Annotated in this window: 15 protein-coding genes; 6 read left to right on the plus strand and 9 right to left on the minus strand. The window is 65.8% G+C overall.

The genetic code is table 11. The features are described 5' to 3' along the window. Positions 1-13 precede the first annotated feature (13 nt). The 6 genes from narI to DQ353_RS02725 all read right to left on the minus strand — a co-directional run bounded on the left by narI (position 14) and on the right by DQ353_RS02725 (position 9,245). Positions 14-760 carry a respiratory nitrate reductase subunit gamma gene (gene narI, locus DQ353_RS02700; RefSeq protein WP_113761260.1) on the minus strand — a complete coding sequence of 249 codons (747 nt, stop codon included), beginning with the start codon at positions 758-760 and terminating at the stop codon, positions 14-16. Further along, positions 760-1,416 (minus strand): nitrate reductase molybdenum cofactor assembly chaperone, encoded by a 657-nt coding sequence (narJ, locus tag DQ353_RS02705; RefSeq protein WP_113761261.1) that lies wholly within the window; start codon positions 1,414-1,416, stop codon positions 760-762. Before narJ ends, narI begins: the two co-directional genes overlap by 1 nt. Further along, positions 1,413-3,044 carry a nitrate reductase subunit beta gene (gene narH / locus DQ353_RS02710; protein ID WP_113761262.1) on the minus strand — a complete coding sequence of 544 codons (1,632 nt, stop codon included), beginning with the start codon at positions 3,042-3,044 and terminating at the stop codon, positions 1,413-1,415. Before narH ends, narJ begins: the two co-directional genes overlap by 4 nt. Then, positions 3,044-6,748 (minus strand): nitrate reductase subunit alpha, encoded by a 3,705-nt coding sequence (locus DQ353_RS02715; protein ID WP_113761263.1) that lies wholly within the window; start codon positions 6,746-6,748, stop codon positions 3,044-3,046. The genes narH and DQ353_RS02715 overlap by 1 nt, the downstream gene beginning before the upstream one ends. A gap of 741 nt (positions 6,749-7,489) precedes the next feature. After that, positions 7,490-8,305 (minus strand): class I SAM-dependent methyltransferase, encoded by an 816-nt coding sequence (locus DQ353_RS02720; RefSeq protein ID WP_113761264.1) that lies wholly within the window; start codon positions 8,303-8,305, stop codon positions 7,490-7,492. Beyond that, positions 8,298-9,245: a bifunctional riboflavin kinase/FAD synthetase gene (locus DQ353_RS02725; RefSeq protein ID WP_113761265.1), complete on the minus strand. Its 948-nt coding sequence runs from the start codon at positions 9,243-9,245 to the stop codon at positions 8,298-8,300. The genes DQ353_RS02720 and DQ353_RS02725 overlap by 8 nt, the downstream gene beginning before the upstream one ends. A gap of 177 nt (positions 9,246-9,422) precedes the next feature. On the opposite strand from DQ353_RS02725, the gene DQ353_RS02730 reads away from it, so the two are divergent. Further along, positions 9,423-10,034 carry a DUF937 domain-containing protein gene (locus DQ353_RS02730; protein ID WP_113761266.1) on the plus strand — a complete coding sequence of 204 codons (612 nt, stop codon included), beginning with the start codon at positions 9,423-9,425 and terminating at the stop codon, positions 10,032-10,034. Between the two features lie 128 nt (positions 10,035-10,162). On the opposite strand, the gene DQ353_RS02735 is transcribed toward DQ353_RS02730, so the two are convergent. Genes DQ353_RS02735 through truB form a run of 3 tightly spaced genes read right to left on the minus strand, consistent with a single transcriptional unit; the run spans position 10,163 to position 11,969 of the window. Then, a complete protein-coding gene (locus DQ353_RS02735) occupies positions 10,163-10,666 on the minus strand; it encodes a hypothetical protein (protein WP_113761267.1) in 504 nt (167 codons plus the stop codon). Beyond that, positions 10,663-11,037 (minus strand): hypothetical protein, encoded by a 375-nt coding sequence (locus DQ353_RS02740; protein ID WP_113761268.1) that lies wholly within the window; start codon positions 11,035-11,037, stop codon positions 10,663-10,665. Before DQ353_RS02740 ends, DQ353_RS02735 begins: the two co-directional genes overlap by 4 nt. 53 nt (positions 11,038-11,090) lie before the next feature. Next, entirely contained in the window at positions 11,091-11,969 is an 879-nt protein-coding gene (truB, locus tag DQ353_RS02745) for a tRNA pseudouridine(55) synthase TruB (protein ID WP_113761556.1), read from the minus strand. A gap of 233 nt (positions 11,970-12,202) precedes the next feature. Between truB and DQ353_RS22490 the strand changes: the two genes are divergently transcribed. The 5 genes from DQ353_RS22490 to DQ353_RS02765 all read left to right on the plus strand — a co-directional run bounded on the left by DQ353_RS22490 (position 12,203) and on the right by DQ353_RS02765 (position 16,728). Beyond that, entirely contained in the window at positions 12,203-12,952 is a 750-nt protein-coding gene (locus tag DQ353_RS22490; protein ID WP_353616657.1) for an MFS transporter, read from the plus strand. After that, positions 12,952-13,638: an MFS transporter gene (locus tag DQ353_RS22495; protein WP_353616658.1), complete on the plus strand. Its 687-nt coding sequence runs from the start codon at positions 12,952-12,954 to the stop codon at positions 13,636-13,638. Before DQ353_RS22490 ends, DQ353_RS22495 begins: the two co-directional genes overlap by 1 nt. A gap of 435 nt (positions 13,639-14,073) precedes the next feature. Next, a complete protein-coding gene (locus DQ353_RS02755; protein ID WP_113761269.1) occupies positions 14,074-15,177 on the plus strand; it encodes a ScyD/ScyE family protein in 1,104 nt (367 codons plus the stop codon). 551 nt (positions 15,178-15,728) lie between these two features. Continuing rightward, complete coding sequence (locus DQ353_RS02760) at positions 15,729-16,364, plus strand: AmiS/UreI family transporter (protein ID WP_113761270.1); 636 nt, start codon at positions 15,729-15,731, stop codon at positions 16,362-16,364. Positions 16,365-16,437: 73 nt separating this feature from the next. After that, positions 16,438-16,728 carry an FmdB family zinc ribbon protein gene (locus tag DQ353_RS02765; RefSeq protein WP_113761271.1) on the plus strand — a complete coding sequence of 97 codons (291 nt, stop codon included), beginning with the start codon at positions 16,438-16,440 and terminating at the stop codon, positions 16,726-16,728. Positions 16,729-16,766 lie beyond the last annotated feature (38 nt).

A 16,766-nucleotide genomic window follows, 5' to 3' on the forward strand; every position in this document is an offset into this window, starting at 1 on the left:
GTCCATGCACCGCTCACTTCGGGCGGCGCGGGATCGTATCCACTTTGTCCCAGCCGCGCCGGTGCGCCCGCGAGCCCTCGTGGGCATCACGGCTGCGATACACGATATAGGGCCGGAAGATGTAGCCCACCGGCGCGGTGAACACGTGCACCAGGCGGGTGAAGGGCCACAGCGCGAACAGCGCGATGGCGGCAATCGCATGGAACTGGAAGCTCAGCGGGGCGCCGACCATCAATTCCGGCTGCGGGTTGAAGTAGAAGATGCTGCGGAACCAGATCGACACCCCTTCCCGGTAGTTGTACTCCCCCGCCACCCCGGAAGCGGTGTTCACCAGTCCTCCCAGGATCACGATTCCGAGCATGAGATACATGATCTTGTCCATCACGGTGGTTGCCCCCATCACCGCCTTGGTGAAACGGCGCCGGTAGAGCAGTCCAACGAATCCCACAATGGTGAAAACCCCGGCAATGGCACCCACCGAGATTGCCATGAAGTGGTAGACCCCATCCGAAATGCCCAAGGCATCCGTCCAGCTCTTGGGGATGCCAAGGCCCATGACATGGCCGAGGAAGACGGCCAGGATGCCGAAGTGGAACATCGGGTTGGCCCAGCGCAGGATGCTGCTCTCGTACATCTGGCTCGAGCGCGAGGTCCACCCGAACTTGTCATAGCGGTACCGCCAGATATGCCCCAAGACAAAGACCGTCAGGCAGATATAGGGGAAAATCAGCCACAGGAACACTGCCCATCCGTTGCCCATCACACGCCTCCTTGAATCGGTGCCAAATCCGGCATTCCATAGGTGTCCAGTCCGACCTGTTCGTCCGCCGGCCCCTCGGCAATCAGCCGCGCCACGATTTCGTGGTCCTTGCCCTTGAGCAGCGGCAGGGTGGAGCAGACCGATTCGATGGCCCCGGTCCATGGCGAACCGGTCTCGCGCAGGTGCAGGCGCAACAGCTCCAGGCCGGCCCGGTTGTCCAGGATGATCTTCAGGCCCGCCTTGGCATCGGTGAGCGCGCCGAATTCCAGGACCACGCACAGGTGGTCCGGCAGCTGCTCCGGGGCCAGTTCCAGGCCGGCCCGGGCGTAGACCTGCTTGATGCGAAGCAGCGCCAACCCCCGCTTCCTGGTCTCGCCGTTGGAGAAATAGGTCAGGAACAGGCAGCCGCGCCGACGGGTGTCGAAGGTGTCAACGTATTGGCTCTGGGTCTGCGCCACCCCGGGCCGGCGCAGGTATTGGATCGTTTCGAGCAGGCCCGTCCCGATCCTGGCCGGCAGGGACGCCGCGACCTCCTCGAGCAGGTCCAGGCGCGAAAACAACTGCTCGTCGGGATAGTCCAAAAGGATGGAGGCACACTGCCAGGCCGCGGTGATTTCCTCCGGGGAGTATTTCAGGGCCGGCACCTTGGGCGTCACGAGGTGCCTCCCGGTGCCGGCGGCGTGCCGGGGAACAACCCGGTGGGCGTGCCCTGGCCGTTCCAGTTCAGCAGGTTGATGCGCACCCGTTCGGGGCGGCCCGGGACATCCGGCCCCTGGCCGCCCGGGTCGGACCCGAAGGAATCATCCATGCCACCCATGCCTCCCATGCCCGGTCCTCCCTCGACATTCAGCGAGCAGTCCGTGGCGATGTTCTCCAGCTTGTGGGCGTCCTCGTAGTGGGCCGCCGGGATCACGTAGCGTTCCTCGTACTTGGCGATGGCCAGCAGCCGGTACATGTCCCGGATCTGCTGCCCGGTCATCCCCACCGATTCGGCGATGGATTCGTCCGGTTCCCATCCCATGTTGATGTCGCGCATGTAGGAACGCATGGCAGCAAGCTTGTGCAGCACCCGGTCCACCGGCACCGTGTCCCCCGCGGTGAAGAGCCCTGCCAGGTACTCGATCGGGATCCGCAGCTTGTCGATGGCGGCAAACAGGTTGTCCTTGCGCTCCGGGTCTTCCCCGGTCTCTCCGACCGCATCCACGACCGGGGACAGCGGCGGGATGTACCAGACCATCGGCATCGTGCGGTACTCGGGGTGCAGCGGCAGGGCCACCTTGTATTCGTTGATCAAGGCCCAGATCGGCGAGCGCTGGGCCGCTTCCACCCAGTCGTCCGGAATGCCGGCCAGCCTCGCCTCGCGAATGACCTCCGGATCCCGGGGATCGAGGAACACGTTGCGCTGGGCCTCATAGAGTCCGTGTTCATCGGTCGTGGATGCCGCCTCCAGCACCTTGTCGGCATCGTAGAGCATCAGCCCGAGGTAGCGCAGGCGGCCCACGCAGGTCTCCGAGCAGATGGTGGGCTGGCCGATCTCGATGCGCGGGTAGCAGAAGGTGCACTTCTCGACCTTGCCGGTCTTGTGGTTGAAATACATCTTCTTGTACGGGCAGCCGCCCACGCACTGGCGCCAGCCGCGGCAGCGGTCCTGGTCCACCAGCACGATCCCGTCTTCCTCGCGCTTGTAGATGGCCCCCGTGGGGCAGGAAGCCACACAGGAGGGGTTCAGGCAGTGCTCGCAGATGCGCGGCAGGTAGAACATGAAGGTCTGTTCGTATTCGAACTTGATCTTGTCCCCGACCTGCTTCAGGATCGGGTCGTTGTGCGTGTTCTGCGTCGACCCGGCCAGGTCGTCGTCCCAGTTCGAGGACCAGGTGATCTTGGTGTCCTGCCCGGTCAGCAGCGACTTGGGCCGTGCCACCGGCATGTGCTTCTGGGCCGGGGCGGTGGTCAGGTTGTCGTAGTCGTAGGTCCACGGCTCATAGTAGTCCTTGATGCCCGGCAGGTTGGGTGCCGCGAAGATGGTCATGAGGTTCTTCAGCCGCCCCCCGGCCTTGAGCTTGATCCGGCCGCGCTTGGTCAGCGTCCAGCCGCCCTTCCACTTGTCCTGGTCCTCGTAGGTGCGCGGGTATCCCTGCCCGGGCCGGGTTTCGACGTTGTTGAACCAGACGTGCTCTGCTCCGGACCTGTTGGTCCAGACCTGCTTGCAGGTGACCGAACAGGTGTGGCAGCCGATGCACTTGTCCAGGTTCATCACCATGGCCATCTGTGACATGACACGCATCAGTACTCCACCTTCTGGCTGCGGCGGCGGATCACGGTGACCTCGTCGCGTTGGTTTCCCGTGGGCCCCATGTAGTTGAAGGCGTAGGTCTGCTGGGCGTAGCCGCCAATCATGTGCGTGGGCTTGATCATCAGCCGGGTCAACGAGTTGTGGTTGCCGCCGCGCTGGCCGCTGGTCTCCGACAGCGGCATGTCGATCAGCCGGTCCTGGGAGTGGTACATGTACACGGTTCCCTCGGGCATCCGGTGCGAGACGATGGCCCGGGCGGTGACGGTGCCGTTGCGGTTGACCGCCTCGATCCATTCGTTGTCCTGCACCCCGATCTTTGCCGCATCGATCGGGCTCATCCAGATCCCCGGCCCGCCCCGGAACAGCGAGAGCATCAGCAGGTTGTCCTGGTACTCGGAGTGGATGGACCATTTGTTGTGCGGGGTCAGGTACCGCACGGTGACTCCCGCCGAGGATGTGGAACCGATCTGCGGTTCATCGAACAGCGCGGTCATGTCCAGCGGAGGGCGGAAGGTGGGCAGCGACTCGCCCAGTTCGGTCATCCAGTCGTGGTCCAGGTAGAAGTGCATCCGCCCGGTGAGCGTGTGCCAGGGCTTGAGCCGCTCGACGTTGATGGTGAACGGGGAGTACCGCCGGCCCCCGGATTCGGAGCCCGACCATTCCGGCGAGGTGATCACCGGCACCGGCCCGCGCTGGGTGTCGGCAAAGGTGATGCGCTTGCCCTCGTGTTCCGAGGCCAGGTCGTGCAGCCTGGTGCCGGTGCGCTTCTCCAGCGTCTTGAAGCCCTCGGTCGCCAGGCGCCCGTTGGTGGTGCCGGAGAGCATCAGGATCATCTCGCAGGCCTGGAAGTCCTTGAGGATGTCCGGGCGCCCGTGGGCCACACCTCCGCGCACGACACCGTTCTTCTTCTTCAGTTCCTCGATCTCGGGGCCCAGCTCAAAGGTGATGCCCTTGGTGGTGGCGCCCAGGGTGTCCAGCAGGGGCCCGACCGACCGCATCTTTTCTCCGATGGCCGTGTAGTCCCGCTCGACCTCGATGATCTTGGGCATGGTGACCCCGGGTTCGGGCTCGCACTCGCCGTACTTCCAGTCCCTGACTTTCCCGTGCGGGGCTGCCATGGCATCGGGGGTGTCGTGGGTCAGCGGCGCGGCGACCACGTCGGTCTGCGTGCCCAGGTGGCGTTCGGCCAGCTTGCTGAAGACCCGGGCGATCTCCTGCCAGGCATCCCAGTCGGTGCGCGCGAGCCAGGGCGGGGAGATGGCGGGGTTGAAGGAGTTCACGAACGGGTGCATGTCCGTGGTGGACAGATCGTACTTCTCGTACCAGGTTGCCGCCGGCAGCACGATGTCCGAGTGCAGGGTCGAACTGGTCATCCGGAAATCCAGCGTGGTCAGCAAGTCAAGCTTGCCGATCGGTGCCTTCTGGTGCCATTTCACGTCCTTGGGCCGGAAACGCTCGGCCGTTTCCTTCGCCGTGATGGTGTGCGAGGCCCCCAGAAGGTGGTTGAGGAAGTACTCGTTGCCCTTGGCCGAGGAACCGATCAGGTTCGAGCGCCACAGCGAAAGCACCCGGGGAAAATTCTCCGGGGCGTCGGGATCCTCCGCGGCGAAGGCCAGGCGCCCGGCCTTGAGCTCCTCGACCACGTAGTCCGCTGCGGTTTGCCCCTTTTCCCGGGCCTGGGCGCCGATGATCAGCGGGTTGCGGTCAAAGGTGGGGTAGGAGGGCATCCAGCCCAGGCGCGCGGACTGGGCGATGACGTCGGCGGTCGTCTTGCCGGCCAGCTGGCCCTTGCCGGTGCGGGCGGTGAGCGCGTCCGCGCCGAATTGGTCGTAGCGGAACTGGTCGGTGTGCAGGTACCAATAAGCGGTCTGCACCATGTTCCGCGGCGGGCGCATCCAATCCAGGGCGTTGGCCAGTTGCGTGTATCCGGTCAGCGGACGGACCTTTTCCTGGCCCACGTAGTGGGCCCAGCCCCCGCCATTGACCCCTTGGCATCCGGTGACCGTGGTCATGGTCAAGAAGGTGCGGTAGATGGTGTCCGAGTGGAACCAGTGGTTGGTTCCGGCACCCATCAGGATCATGGACCGGCCCTTGGAGTCCTCCGCATTTTGCGCGAACTCGCGGCCGATCCGCTCGGCCGCGGCCGCCGGGACCCCGGTGATCTTTTCCTGCCAGGCCGGGGTGTACGGGGAGTCGGCATCGTCGTAGCCGGTGGGCCACTGCCCCGGAAGCCCGGGGCGTCCCACCCCGTATTGGGCCAGCAGCAAGTCAAAAACGGTGGTCACCAGCCGGCCGGCGACCCGGCGTGCCGGAACCCCTCGGCGGATGACCCCGATGTTGCCCTGCCCGGCGTCAAAGCGCGGCATGTCCACACTCACGTTTTCGTCGGCGTTCTCGAGCAGCGTGAGCCTCGGGTCGATGTCCCCCAAATCCAGGTTCCACTTGCCCACGCCCGTTTCGCCGTAGCGATGGCCCAGGGTGCCCGGGGGCACCACCAGGGAGTCGGTCGCCGCATCCACGAGCACCGCCTTGAAGGCCGCGTTTTCCTCTTCATGGGCGATTTCCGTGGTCAGGTCCTCTGCGGTGAGGAATTTTCCGGCGGTGAAGGTGCGCGCCCCGTCCGCGTCTTGCGCTTCGTCCAGGATGACCAGGAACGGCAGGTCGGTATATTTCTTCACGTACCCGGTGAAGTAGGGGGTCTGCCGCTCGACATGGAATTCCTTGAGGATCACATGCCCCATGGCCATCGCCAGGGCGCCGTCCGTGCCCGGCTCGGCGGCCAGCCATTCGTCGGCGAACTTGGTGCTGTCGGCAAAGTCGGGAGACACCACGACCACTTTTTGCCCCCGGTAACGCGCCTCGGTCATCCAGTGGGCGTCGGGGGTCCGGGTCACCGGAACATTGGAGCCCCACATCATCAGGTATCCGGCGTCCCACCAGTCCCCCGATTCGGGCACATCGGTCTGGTCGCCGAAAACCTGCGGGGAGGCGATCGGCATGTCGGCGTACCAGTCGTAGAAGCTCAGCATCGAGCCGCCGATCAGGTTCACGAACCGGGCCCCGGATGCGTGGGAGACCATCGACATGGCCGGGATCGGCGAGAAACCGGCCACCCGGTCCGGCCCCCACTTGCGGATGGTGTGCACATGCGCGGCGGCGACGATCTCGACCGCCTCGTCCCAGCTGGCACGCACCAGTCCACCCTTGCCGCGGGCCTGCTTGTAACGCTGCGCGCGTTCCGGGTCCTCGGTGACATCCGCCCAGGCCAGCACCGGGTCCACCAGGCGCGACTTGGCTTCCCGGTACATCTCCAGCAACACCCCGCGGATGTACGGATAACGCGTGCGGGTCGGCGAGTAGGTGTACCAGGAGAAGGAAGCACCGCGCGGACAGCCGCGCGGCTCGTATTCCGGCTTGTCGGGCCCGGTGGTGGGGTAATCGACGGCCTGGGTTTCCCAGGTGATGATGCCGTCCTTGACGTACACGTTCCACGAGCAGGAACCGGTGCAGTTCACCCCATGGGTCGAGCGGACCACCTTGTCGTGGCTCCAGCGATCGCGGTAGAATGCGTCCCCGCTACGCCCGCCGACCTTGAGCAGGGTGCGTCCGTCGGGGGACACCGCCTCCTTGCTGGTAAAAAACCTTCGGGTTTTGATCAAAGCATCCGTCAAGCCGGAGTTCATGCTGGTGCCCATGATGACCCTTCTCCCCCGGTGCAAGAACGCCGGAATCAATCAGTGCATATGCCCGAACCCAAATGGCAATTACCGGTGTGACCGGGCCCAGAACCTCGAAGTCCACTCACGGTAACACGGAAGGATTGAGACCGCCATCACACCGAAGCCGCTGCCGCGGGCATCAGCCTGCGTTTCCGGCGGAGGAATGCTCCGCCGCCGCCCGGGAAATCGGTGGAGGCGCGGTACCGGGCGGGTCTCCGGGGCCGCATGAGGCGGTGATCCCCACCCGTGCCAAGCCCCCGGCGGCGCACCCTCGACCGCCACGCATGAGGACCCGGAGCACCAACATCTCGGCTCGCCGAAAGACACTCCCGCCGGCTCGAAACCGAACCGAATTCAAGGAATCCGAAGCCCCCGGCCACCGGTGCCCCTGGAGAAGGATCGCGCGTCGCCTATCCGGTACCTGTCGGCCGGAGCCCGCGCCGAGCAGCGGTCCGTGGAAAGCCCACGACCGCGGCGAGCACGACAAAGAGTCCACCTGCCCACCCGGCGACCCGTTCCCGGTAGGGCTGATGCTGGCCAAACAAAGGGGGAATCGACAGGACGAGAACGGCCCCTGCCAGGGCCATTGCCCCGAAGGCAACCAAAAATGTCCTACTCATTCAAGGTCCCGACGAGCTGCTCGCAACGACGATGTTCGGAACACCACCGCTCGCAGCGTACGCGGCGAGGCACGGGCCGGAGCCGGCCCACGGGATTCTAGCTGCGCAGCCTCGCCCGCCACGCGTGGGTCAGGTACGGCAACCCGAACGGCTCCCCCGGCGTATGGCCCAGGTGGTCGTAGAGGTACCAGGACAGGTTGTGCTCAACCCGCGCCCGGGTCGCCGCCCCGGCACGCAGGTAATAGCTGCGGGACTTGGCCAACTCGATGACCTGCTCGGCGCTCAACGACTGCTCCCAGATCCAGGAACCGGACTCGGGGGCATGGAACTCCGGGCCCACCGGCGGGACGAAGTCCGGCCGGTGCACATCCCCGGCATGCATGATCCGGGCCAGCCGATGCACCCAGGGCACCGAGACATCGAGCTGGTTCCACACCAGGGATAATTTCCCACCGGGCTTCAGCACACGGGCAGCCTCGGTGCTGGCAACGTTCGGGTCCACCCAGTGCCAGGCCTGGGCGTAGGTGATGACATCCGCGCTGGAATCCTCCAGTCCGGTCTCTTCCCCGGTCCCCTCCTGCGCCTTGACCTCGGGCAGGCGTTCGCGCAGCACCGCGAGCATGTCTGCCGAGGGCTCGACCGCCGTGACGTTCAGCCCGCGGGCCAATAGTTGTGCGGTGAATATCCCGGTTCCCGCTCCCACGTCCACGGCGTCGCGTGTGGTCGCGGGGACCATGAAGGCAAGTGCGGCATCAGGGTAGTTGGGGCGCACGGCGTCATAGTGGGCGCCGCCGACCTTGAACGCCGTGGCCAGTTCGCGGCGGCGTTTGGCGTCCATGGTGAAGGCGCGGGCGGGCAAACCGGGAACCGGCCGAGGGGCCTGCTCGCCGGTTTTCGGGGTCGAATCAGGCATCTAGCAAGACGGTCCGGGTGCGTGCGACGTCCTCACGCATCTGTTCGATGAGCGCCTCGATGCCGCGGTAGGCCACCATCGGGCGCAGGTGCTCGACGAACTCAACGATGATTTGCTGGCCGTAAAGGTCGAAGTCTTCCACGCCCTCGGCGGGACGGTCGATCACGTGTGCCTCGACCTGGCGGCTGACGCCCTCGAAGGTCGGGTTGGAGCCCACGGAAATGGCGGCGGGCCAGCGCACCTGCGCCTCGTCCACCAGCCAGCCGGCGTACACGCCGTCGGCCGGGATGATGCCGGAGGCCGCGGGGTCGAGGTTTGCGGTGGGGAAGCCCAGCTCGCGGCCGCGCGCGGCCCCGTGCACGACCTCGCCGCGCATGCGGTGCGGGCGCCCCAGGATCTGGGCGGCGGTGGCCACCTCGCCGCGGTTCAGCGCCTCGCGCACCCAGGTCGAGGACCAGCGGCGGTGCTCCCCCACGTCCTCGACGCCAATGACGTCAAAACCATACTGCTTGCCCAGGGCGACCATCACGTTGAAGTCCCCGGAATTTTCCCGGCCGAAGCGCACGTCGTGGCCCACGACCACGGCGCAGGCGTTCAGCGCGCCCACGATGACCTTGGCAACGAATTCCTCGGCGCTGGCCCGGGCGAAATCCAGGGTGTAGCGGATCATCAGCAACCCGTCGAGGCCCTCCTCGGCGAGCGTCTCGATGCGGTCCTCGATCCCCATGATCAGTTCGGGGGCATCGTCGGGGCGGTGCACCTGTGCCGGGTGCGGGTCGAAGGAAATGGCCACGGCCTTGGCATGGCGCTCCCTGGCCGTGGCAACCACGGCGGCAAGCACCTCCCGGTGACCGCGGTGGACCCCGTCGAAGTTGCCAATGGTCACTACCGACGGGCCGATGCCGGGGGGTACGGCTTCGAGGCCTTTCCAATAGTGCACGTTGCTCCTTCGCTGGTGATCCGGGCGGCCGATTCGAGCACGGCCATAACCATTATGGACGACAAATACTCCAAGTGCCGATTCTTGTCCGCAGTGCGGCCCATCGAGGTGGTGTGCGCCATAGGATGGGGCCCAGGGCCCCGAATCCACCGGTCCCCCAATCACAAGGAGCTCTCGATGGCCGACCTGAACGAACTGCTCAACATGATCCCGCTGGACCAGCTCGGGGCGAAGCTGGGGGTCGATGCCGACACGGCACGCGCGACCGCCGCCACCGCCCTTCCCTCGCTGCTGGCGGGCCTGCAAAACAACGCGGCCTCCCCCGACGGCGCCGACGCCCTGTCCGCGGCCATCGCACAGCACGACGCGACATTCCTGGACGGCGGGGTCGACATCGATGCGGTGGACACCGACGACGGGCAAAAGATCGTGCAGCACGCCCTGGGCGAGAACCAGTCTGCCCTCGCCTCCCAGCTCAGCGGAGCCGCCGGCGGCGGGGTGGATCTCGGTGCCCTGGTGCAAAAGGCATTGCCGATCCTGGCCCCGCTGGTCATGGCGTTCCTGGCCAAGAAGGCCACCTCCTCCGCCGGGGGCCTGGGCGGACTGCTCGGCGGCTTGCTCGGCGGCCAGGGTTCCTCCGGCACCCAGGCTCCCGGCGGGCTGGACCTCGGCGGCATCCTCGGCGGGCTCTTCGGCGGCGGGGACACCGCCGGCCAGCAGCAGGCGGGCCAGGGTGCCGGAGGACTGGATCTGGGAGGCATCCTCGGCGGGCTCTTCGGCAAGAAGTAACGCACCTGCCTTCACAACCCAAGCGAGCCGGGTTTCTACCGCCTTTCGTCCCTGACGAATTGGCGGGGAAACCCGGCTCGTGGTGCATCCATGTCTCTGCTTGCTTGGGGAATCTGCGTGTTGGAAGGCTACTTCCCCGCGGTTTGTTCCCGGGCCTGCGGCATCTTGTGCCTGGCCAGCCACCACAGGCCGATCAGCGGCAGCACCAGCGGCACGTAGCCGTAGCCGGAACCGAAGTGCGACCACACCGCCGGGTGGGCGAAGAGCGCGGGCAGCGCGAAGCTGAGCGTTCCCACCACCAGCACCCCGACCAGCTCAAAGAGCACCGCGTACCAGGAGAGCCTCCAGCTGCCGGGCTTCTTCGAGGCCAGCGCGAGGGTCGCGACGATGTACACGGCACCTGCCAGCGCGCTGAGCAGGTAGGCCAGCGGAGCCGCACCAAAATCCAGCAGGATCTGGTAGACGGCACGGACCGTGGCCGAGAGCGCCAGCACCCCGTACACCGCGATGATGATCCGGCCCAGGCCCGAGGATCGCCCGCCATTGGAGCGCACCGGCTTGGTGCTGTCCTTGCGGTTCGCCGCATCCACGATGCGCGAACGCTTCACCGGATTCTTTCCTTGCTCGCTCATGCCGGCAACGCCCCGTCCCAAATCTGTTCCATCCTGTACAACATGACAAAGACTATGGCCCCGGAGACCGCCAGCACGGTGTTGGACCACCGAGATTTGTCGGTCACCGCCCAGACGAAGGCCAGCGCCGGGATCAGCAGCGCGGTGAGCAGGTAGCCCCAGAACTCCCAGGGCTCCCCGTTGATCGCCTGTCCCCCGGCCTGCCGGATGGCCGCGGCGATCCCGTAGACCACCAGGAACACCTCCAGCAGCGCGACCGCGACCAGCGCGAAGTCATCCGGGTAGGTGCGGATGATGGTGGCCAGCACGCCCAGCAGCACGGCCACGGCGCACAGGATGGCACCGGCGATGAAGAATCCGTCAACGATCACGGCGGAAGTTACCCCTTAAAAGTCATTCGTTCACACATGGGTGCGCTGCCAGCCTAGGAAGCGGTGGCGAACACGAGTTCGGGCTTGGCTTCCTTGCCCTTGTTCTTCAGCAGTGCCACCAGGGTCCCGTCGGGGGCGAAGGCCGCCGTCATTTCCTCGGTCTCGTTCGCGCTGATCCGCCGGCCGAAGGAAAGTTCGGAGCGTTCGTGCTCGCTCAAATCCCGGCGGGTGAACAGCGCGTCGGCGGCCAATTCCAGCGGCAGGTACTCGAAGTCCTTGGCCAACTGTTCCAGCGTCCGGGCCCGATCCAGCGTGTAGGGCCCGACCTCGGTGCGGCGCAGCGCTGTCAGGTGCCCGCCCACGGCCAGGTCCTCGCCCAGGTCGCGGGCCAGGGCCCGGATATAGGTGCCCGAGGAGCACTCGACGGTCACATCGATGTCCTGGACCTTGCCGCCGCGTTCGCGGCGGATGTCGTGCACCTCAAAGCGGTGGATGGTCACCGGGCGGGAGGCAAGCTTCACGTCTTCCCCGGCACGCACGCGGGCGTAGGCACGCTCGCCGTTGACCTTGATGGCGCTCACGGAGGAGGGCACCTGCTCGATCGGGCCGGTGAGCTTGGCAATGGAGGCGCGGATCTGCTCCTCGGTGAGCGCCGCGGCGATCCGGGTCTGCACGATCTCGCCCTCGGCGTCGTCGGTGATCGTCGACTCGCCCAGGCGGATGGTGGCCGTGTAGGTCTTGTCGGCGCCCACGATGTAGGTCAGCAGGCGAGTGGCCTTGTTGATGCCCAGCACCAGCACGCCGGTGGCCATCGGGTCCAAGGTGCCCGCGTGCCCGACCTTGCGGGTCCCTGCCAGCCGGCGCGTGCGCCCGACCACGTCGTGGCTCGTCCAACCCTGAGGTTTGTCGACGATGACCAGGCCTGAGCCAATGGCTTGGGTGGGGTTCTCCGGGGCAGTTTTCACGCCCTCCAGTATAGGCCGGTTCGCTGGGGGCTTTTTCCCCCGGAACTTCCGCGATCCTCGGATTTCCGGCCTTCGGGGACCAGCGGGCCGTTGTTGCGTGCCCGGCGACACATGTCCATCGTTCGGCTTGCCATTGACTTGCCCGGGGCCCGGCTCCTACGGTCGGGGCAAAGGCGCCTAGCCCAAAGGGGAGGAAGATCGTGAGCCGGCATGAACGAATCGTGCTGTGGGTGGCCATCCTCTCTTCCTTCGTTGCCTTCCTGGACGGCTCGATCGTCAACGTGGCGCTGCCGGCCATCGCCCGGGACCTGGGCGGAGGCATCACCACCCAGCAGTGGGTGCTTGACGGCTACCTGCTCACGCTCGGGTCCCTGGTCATGGTCGCCGGAAGCCTGTCGGACATCTTCGGGCGGGTGCGGATCCTGCGCACCGGGCTCATCCTTTTCGGCATCGCCTCGCTTCTGTGCGCCGCGGCGCCGACAGGAACCGTGTTGATCGCAGCCCGCCTGCTGCAGGGCGCCGCGGCGGCCCTGCTGGTCCCCGGTTCCCTGGCGCTGATCACCTCCACCTTCGAGGAGGGCCCCCGGGCGGGCGCCATCGGAACCTGGACCGGGTGGACGGGCACCGCGTTCGTCGCAGGTCCCCTGCTTGGCGGCCTGTTGGTGGACACCGTCTCCTGGCGGCTGGTGTTTGCCATCAATGTCGTTCCCATAGCGACCACCCTGGTGCTGTTGGCCCGGCTCCACGACCCGGCCAAGACCGAGGCCCGGACGCCGATCGATTTTCCCGGTGCCCTGCTGGTGGCCTTCGGGCTCGCCGGGACGGTCTTTGCCCTGATCATCCAGGATGGGCCCGGCTGGGCGGAGCCCCTGGCCTACCTGCCATTCACGTTGGGATGTTGTGCCTGGCCGCCTTCATCCGGCGCGAGGCGCGGGCCCGGCATCCGATGATGCCGTTGCACCTGTTCCGCGAACGAAACTTCGGCATCGGGAACCTGTCCACCGCCGCGTTCTATGCCGGCATCTCGCTGGGAACATTCATCATCCCGGTCTTCCTGCAGGAGGCCGCGGGTTTCACCGCCTTGGCCGCCGGGCTGGCAACGATCCCGCTGACGCTCATGTCCCTGGCGCTATCGGCGCTCTTCGGGACGCTGGCAGGCAAGTACGGTCCGAGGCTGTTCATGTCCGTGGGACCGGCGCTGGCAGGAACGGGCTTCGCGCTGATGCTCTTCACCGCGGACCCGTTGGACTACTGGTGGCAGATCCTGCCCGGCGTCGTGGTCTTCGGGCTGGGCCTGGCGGTGACCGTTGCGCCGCTGACCGCCGCGATCCTCGGTGCCATCGACCCGGCGCAGAGCGGCATCGGTTCGGCCATCAACAACGCGGTGTCCCGGGTGGCCGGGCTGCTCGCGATTGCCGCGGTCGGACTGGTCACCGGGCCGGTGCTGGATACCGCGGGCTTCCACCGGGTGGTGCTGGTGACGGCACTGCTCCTGGTCGCCGCCGGCATCGTCTCGGCCCTTGGCATCAGCAACAGGTTGCACGCCGGCGCACCGCCCATCCCGCCCGAGGCCACCGCCGCATGCCACGACCGCATCGTGCCCGACGGACCCGGGCGGGGCCTCAAGCCCAGGTGATCTCGCCGTTCGGCACATGCCCGGCCCGACCACTGCACCCCCTGCGGCAACCAGGCGGCTCGTGGCCGGTAAAGTCCGGAATACTGCTGCAACAACACCGAATCGCTGGCAAAAACTAATAGCGCACGCTTTCCATTGACTTCCTTGCATCCTCGTCCTAGCCTTCTGACTATCTGGCCATGGCCGGATCACATGTGTCGGGCAAGGTGCAGCTGGGGGCGCCAACACCCTCGTCCCGTTTTCACGGCATCCACTCGTAAGATTCTTCATCGGCGTCACTCGCCCGCCATTGACGTTGCCCCGCACCGCCAAATTCCGGCAGCGGCCCTCGGCCCGTTGCCCTGGGCCCTGTCGCGTGATGAAACGAGCCAGTTCAATAGTCCACGCACCGCAACCAAGCGGCGCGTCCAGTTCTCTTGACTAGGACACCCCATCATGAAGTTTCGCGTATTTGCGGCAGTAGCCGCCGCTTCGGCCCTGACGGTGACACTCGGTGTCGCCCCCGCCCAGGCCCACAACAACAAGCACCATCCGCCGGCACCGGCCATCACCAACGTCAAGACCCTGGCCACCGGGCTCGGCGGCCCACTCAAGGTCGCCTTCGGGCCACACGGCAACATCCTGGTTGCCGAATCGATGGCCGGCATGGTCACCTCCGTTTCGCCGTCCGGCAAGAAGACCACGCTCGTCTCGGCACCGGGCAAGGAAATCGTCGGACTCTCCTACGCCCGAGGCACCACGTACTACTTTGAAAACGCGGGATCCGACGGTTCGGAACCGCCGGCCGGTCTCACGCCCGCATTGCTGAAGACCCTCAACCACAAGGGCAAGACCCGCACCGTCACCGACATGGCCGCCTTCGAAAAGAAGCACGATCCCGATGGCAAAACCGTTTACGGGGTCCGGGATGTCTCCAAGTCGTGCCTGGACCAGGCCCCGTACCTGCGTTCCACCGGTGAGCTCTACTCGCACCCGTACTCCAGCGTCCCGGCCCGCAACGGCCTGTACGTCGGTGACTCCGGCGCCAACGCCATCCTGCACGTGAACAACCACGGCAAGGTCTCCCTGGTCAAGAAGGTTCCGGCCGAACCCATCCTCATCACCAAGGCCGTGCAGGCCGCCGGTGCCCAGATGGGCATGGTCGTCCCCGATTGCATGCTAGGCCACAAGTACTGGGCCCAGCCTGTTCCCACCGACATCACGGTCAATGGCAACTGGCTCTACTACACCGTGCTGCCGGGGGTACCGGGCGAATCCATGTCCGTGGGCAAGGTCTACAAGATGAACCTGCATTCGAAGAAGACCTACACCGTCGCCACCGGGCTCAACGCCCCCACCGGCATCGCCCTTGATAACAAGGGCAGTGTCTACGTGACCGAGCTCTTCGGCGGTGGCGTCGCGAAGATCATCAAGGGCAAGGCCGTGACGGTGCTGCCGGCACTGCTGGCCAGCGATGTCGCCATCCACAACCACAAGCTGATTGCCAGCACCGAGGCACTGACACCCTCCGGGAAGCTGGTGACGGCCCGCATCAGGTAGCTCGTGCGTCGTCGCCACAAGGTTGATGTCGCACTGGAGGATCCCCGGCGGAGGTCCTCTCACCAAGGACCGCCTCCGGGGCTTCGTCCTGTCCGAAATCTCTTTCGGGCCGGACGCCCTCTGGATTCCAAGGCCTTGAGGCGAGACGGGCTTCCCGACCTGTCGCGCATCGATTTCTCGACATGACTTGCACCAGGTCCGGGTACACCGCTCGCTCCATGGAACGGGACGGCGCCAGCCACGTTCCGCCGAACTCACCCTGTCCCATGGCTCCCAGATCCCTGGCATCCCACGCGCAGCTGGTGCACGGTAGGGCCGGAACCCACTGTTGCACTGCGTTGCCATTGACAATTCGCCGTCCATTGCGGGCCTTCGGCCAGACCGTGGCCCGCTTCGTGTATCGCTTCATGGGCGTCCCGGAACGCCCGTTGACCTTTCTCAAGGCTTGTGGATACATTGGAGGCAGCTCGTGATATACCCGGCAGGGTTTGGTTTTTATACCCGCCGGGGCTCCACCCCTCAACCCACATAAGAGTTTGAAGGATGTTCACTTGAGTAACGTCGGCCTGCTGTACGTCGGAGCTGTCCTTTTCATCAACGGCCTCATGCTCATTGGCAAGGTGCCCGGGAAGTCCGGCGCCCTGATGAACCTCTTCGTCGGAGGCATGCAGACGATCTTCCCCACCATCATCATTGCCCAGGCCAACGAGGACCCGGCTGTCATCTTCGGTGCCTCGGGGCTCTACCTCTTTGCCTTCACCTACCTGTACGTGGGCATCAACCAGCTGTACGACCTGCCCGGTGACGGGCTGGGCTGGTTCTCCCTTTTCGTTGCGGTGTGCGCCGTCGTCTTCGGCACGGTCTTGGCCGTGCACTTCCAGGATCCGGTCACGGCCGTGATGTGGTATCTGTGGGCGGTGCTGTGGTTCATGTTCTTCCTCCTCCTGGGGCTCCACATGGACAACCTGACCATTGCAACCGGCTGGTTCACGTTGACCGTGGCACACATTTCCGCCACGATTCCCGCACTTTTGCTGCTGACCGGAGCTTTCAAGTCCACCGTTCCCAACGCGCTGTGGATGGCCGCCGCCGGGCTCGTCGCCCTGGGTTTCTCGTTCGCCATGGGCCGCCGCGCATCCAGCAACGCTCCGGCCGAACCGCCGGTCCCTGCGCCCCGGGCCGGTTGATTCCATTCGGCCACCACCACGCACCTGTTCCTTCCGTCCCATCCCACCCGTGTCCACACCAGGAGGTCCACCCATGCCGCTGTATGAGTTCCGTTGTCCCGAAGGCACCCGGTTCGAGGCCTCGTTCTCGATGAGCCAGGCCCCACAGGTGCTGGACTGTCCCTCGTGTGGGCAGGAATCGCGGCGCCGGATCAGTGCACCGAAGCTCTCGATATCAGGCTCGGCGGAGTTCAAGCTCATTGATTCAACCAAGCGCAGCGCACATGAACCCGAGGTGGTCTCAAGCCGGCTTCCCGCCGGCGGCAAGGCGCAGCCCTCCCGGTACACGCACAACCCGCTGCACCAAAAGCTTCCCCGGCCCTAAGCCGCGAAGAACATACCCAGCAAGCAAAGTTCGTTAGG

The sequence above is a fragment of the Arthrobacter sp. AQ5-05 genome, assembly GCF_003287975.1.
In the GTDB taxonomy this organism is placed as follows: Bacteria; Actinomycetota; Actinomycetes; order Actinomycetales; family Micrococcaceae; genus Paeniglutamicibacter.

What these genes read in the sequence shown, in the direction of transcription:
- DQ353_RS02765 (WP_113761271.1), top strand. Translation starts at nt 16,438, where the DNA reads ATGCCGCTGTATGAGTTCCGTTGTCCCGAAGGCACCCGGTTCGAGGCC.
- DQ353_RS02720 (WP_113761264.1), bottom strand. Translation starts at nt 8,305, where the DNA reads ATGCCTGATTCGACCCCGAAAACCGGCGAGCAGGCCCCTCGGCCGGTT.
- DQ353_RS02755 (WP_113761269.1), top strand. Translation starts at nt 14,074, where the DNA reads ATGAAGTTTCGCGTATTTGCGGCAGTAGCCGCCGCTTCGGCCCTGACG.
- DQ353_RS22495 (WP_353616658.1), top strand. Translation starts at nt 12,952, where the DNA reads ATGCCGTTGCACCTGTTCCGCGAACGAAACTTCGGCATCGGGAACCTG.
- narH (WP_113761262.1), bottom strand. Translation starts at nt 3,044, where the DNA reads ATGCGTGTCATGTCACAGATGGCCATGGTGATGAACCTGGACAAGTGC.
- DQ353_RS02735 (WP_113761267.1), bottom strand. Translation starts at nt 10,666, where the DNA reads ATGAGCGAGCAAGGAAAGAATCCGGTGAAGCGTTCGCGCATCGTGGAT.
- DQ353_RS02730 (WP_113761266.1), top strand. Translation starts at nt 9,423, where the DNA reads ATGGCCGACCTGAACGAACTGCTCAACATGATCCCGCTGGACCAGCTC.
- narI (WP_113761260.1), bottom strand. Translation starts at nt 760, where the DNA reads ATGGGCAACGGATGGGCAGTGTTCCTGTGGCTGATTTTCCCCTATATC.
- DQ353_RS02715 (WP_113761263.1), bottom strand. Translation starts at nt 6,748, where the DNA reads ATGGGCACCAGCATGAACTCCGGCTTGACGGATGCTTTGATCAAAACC.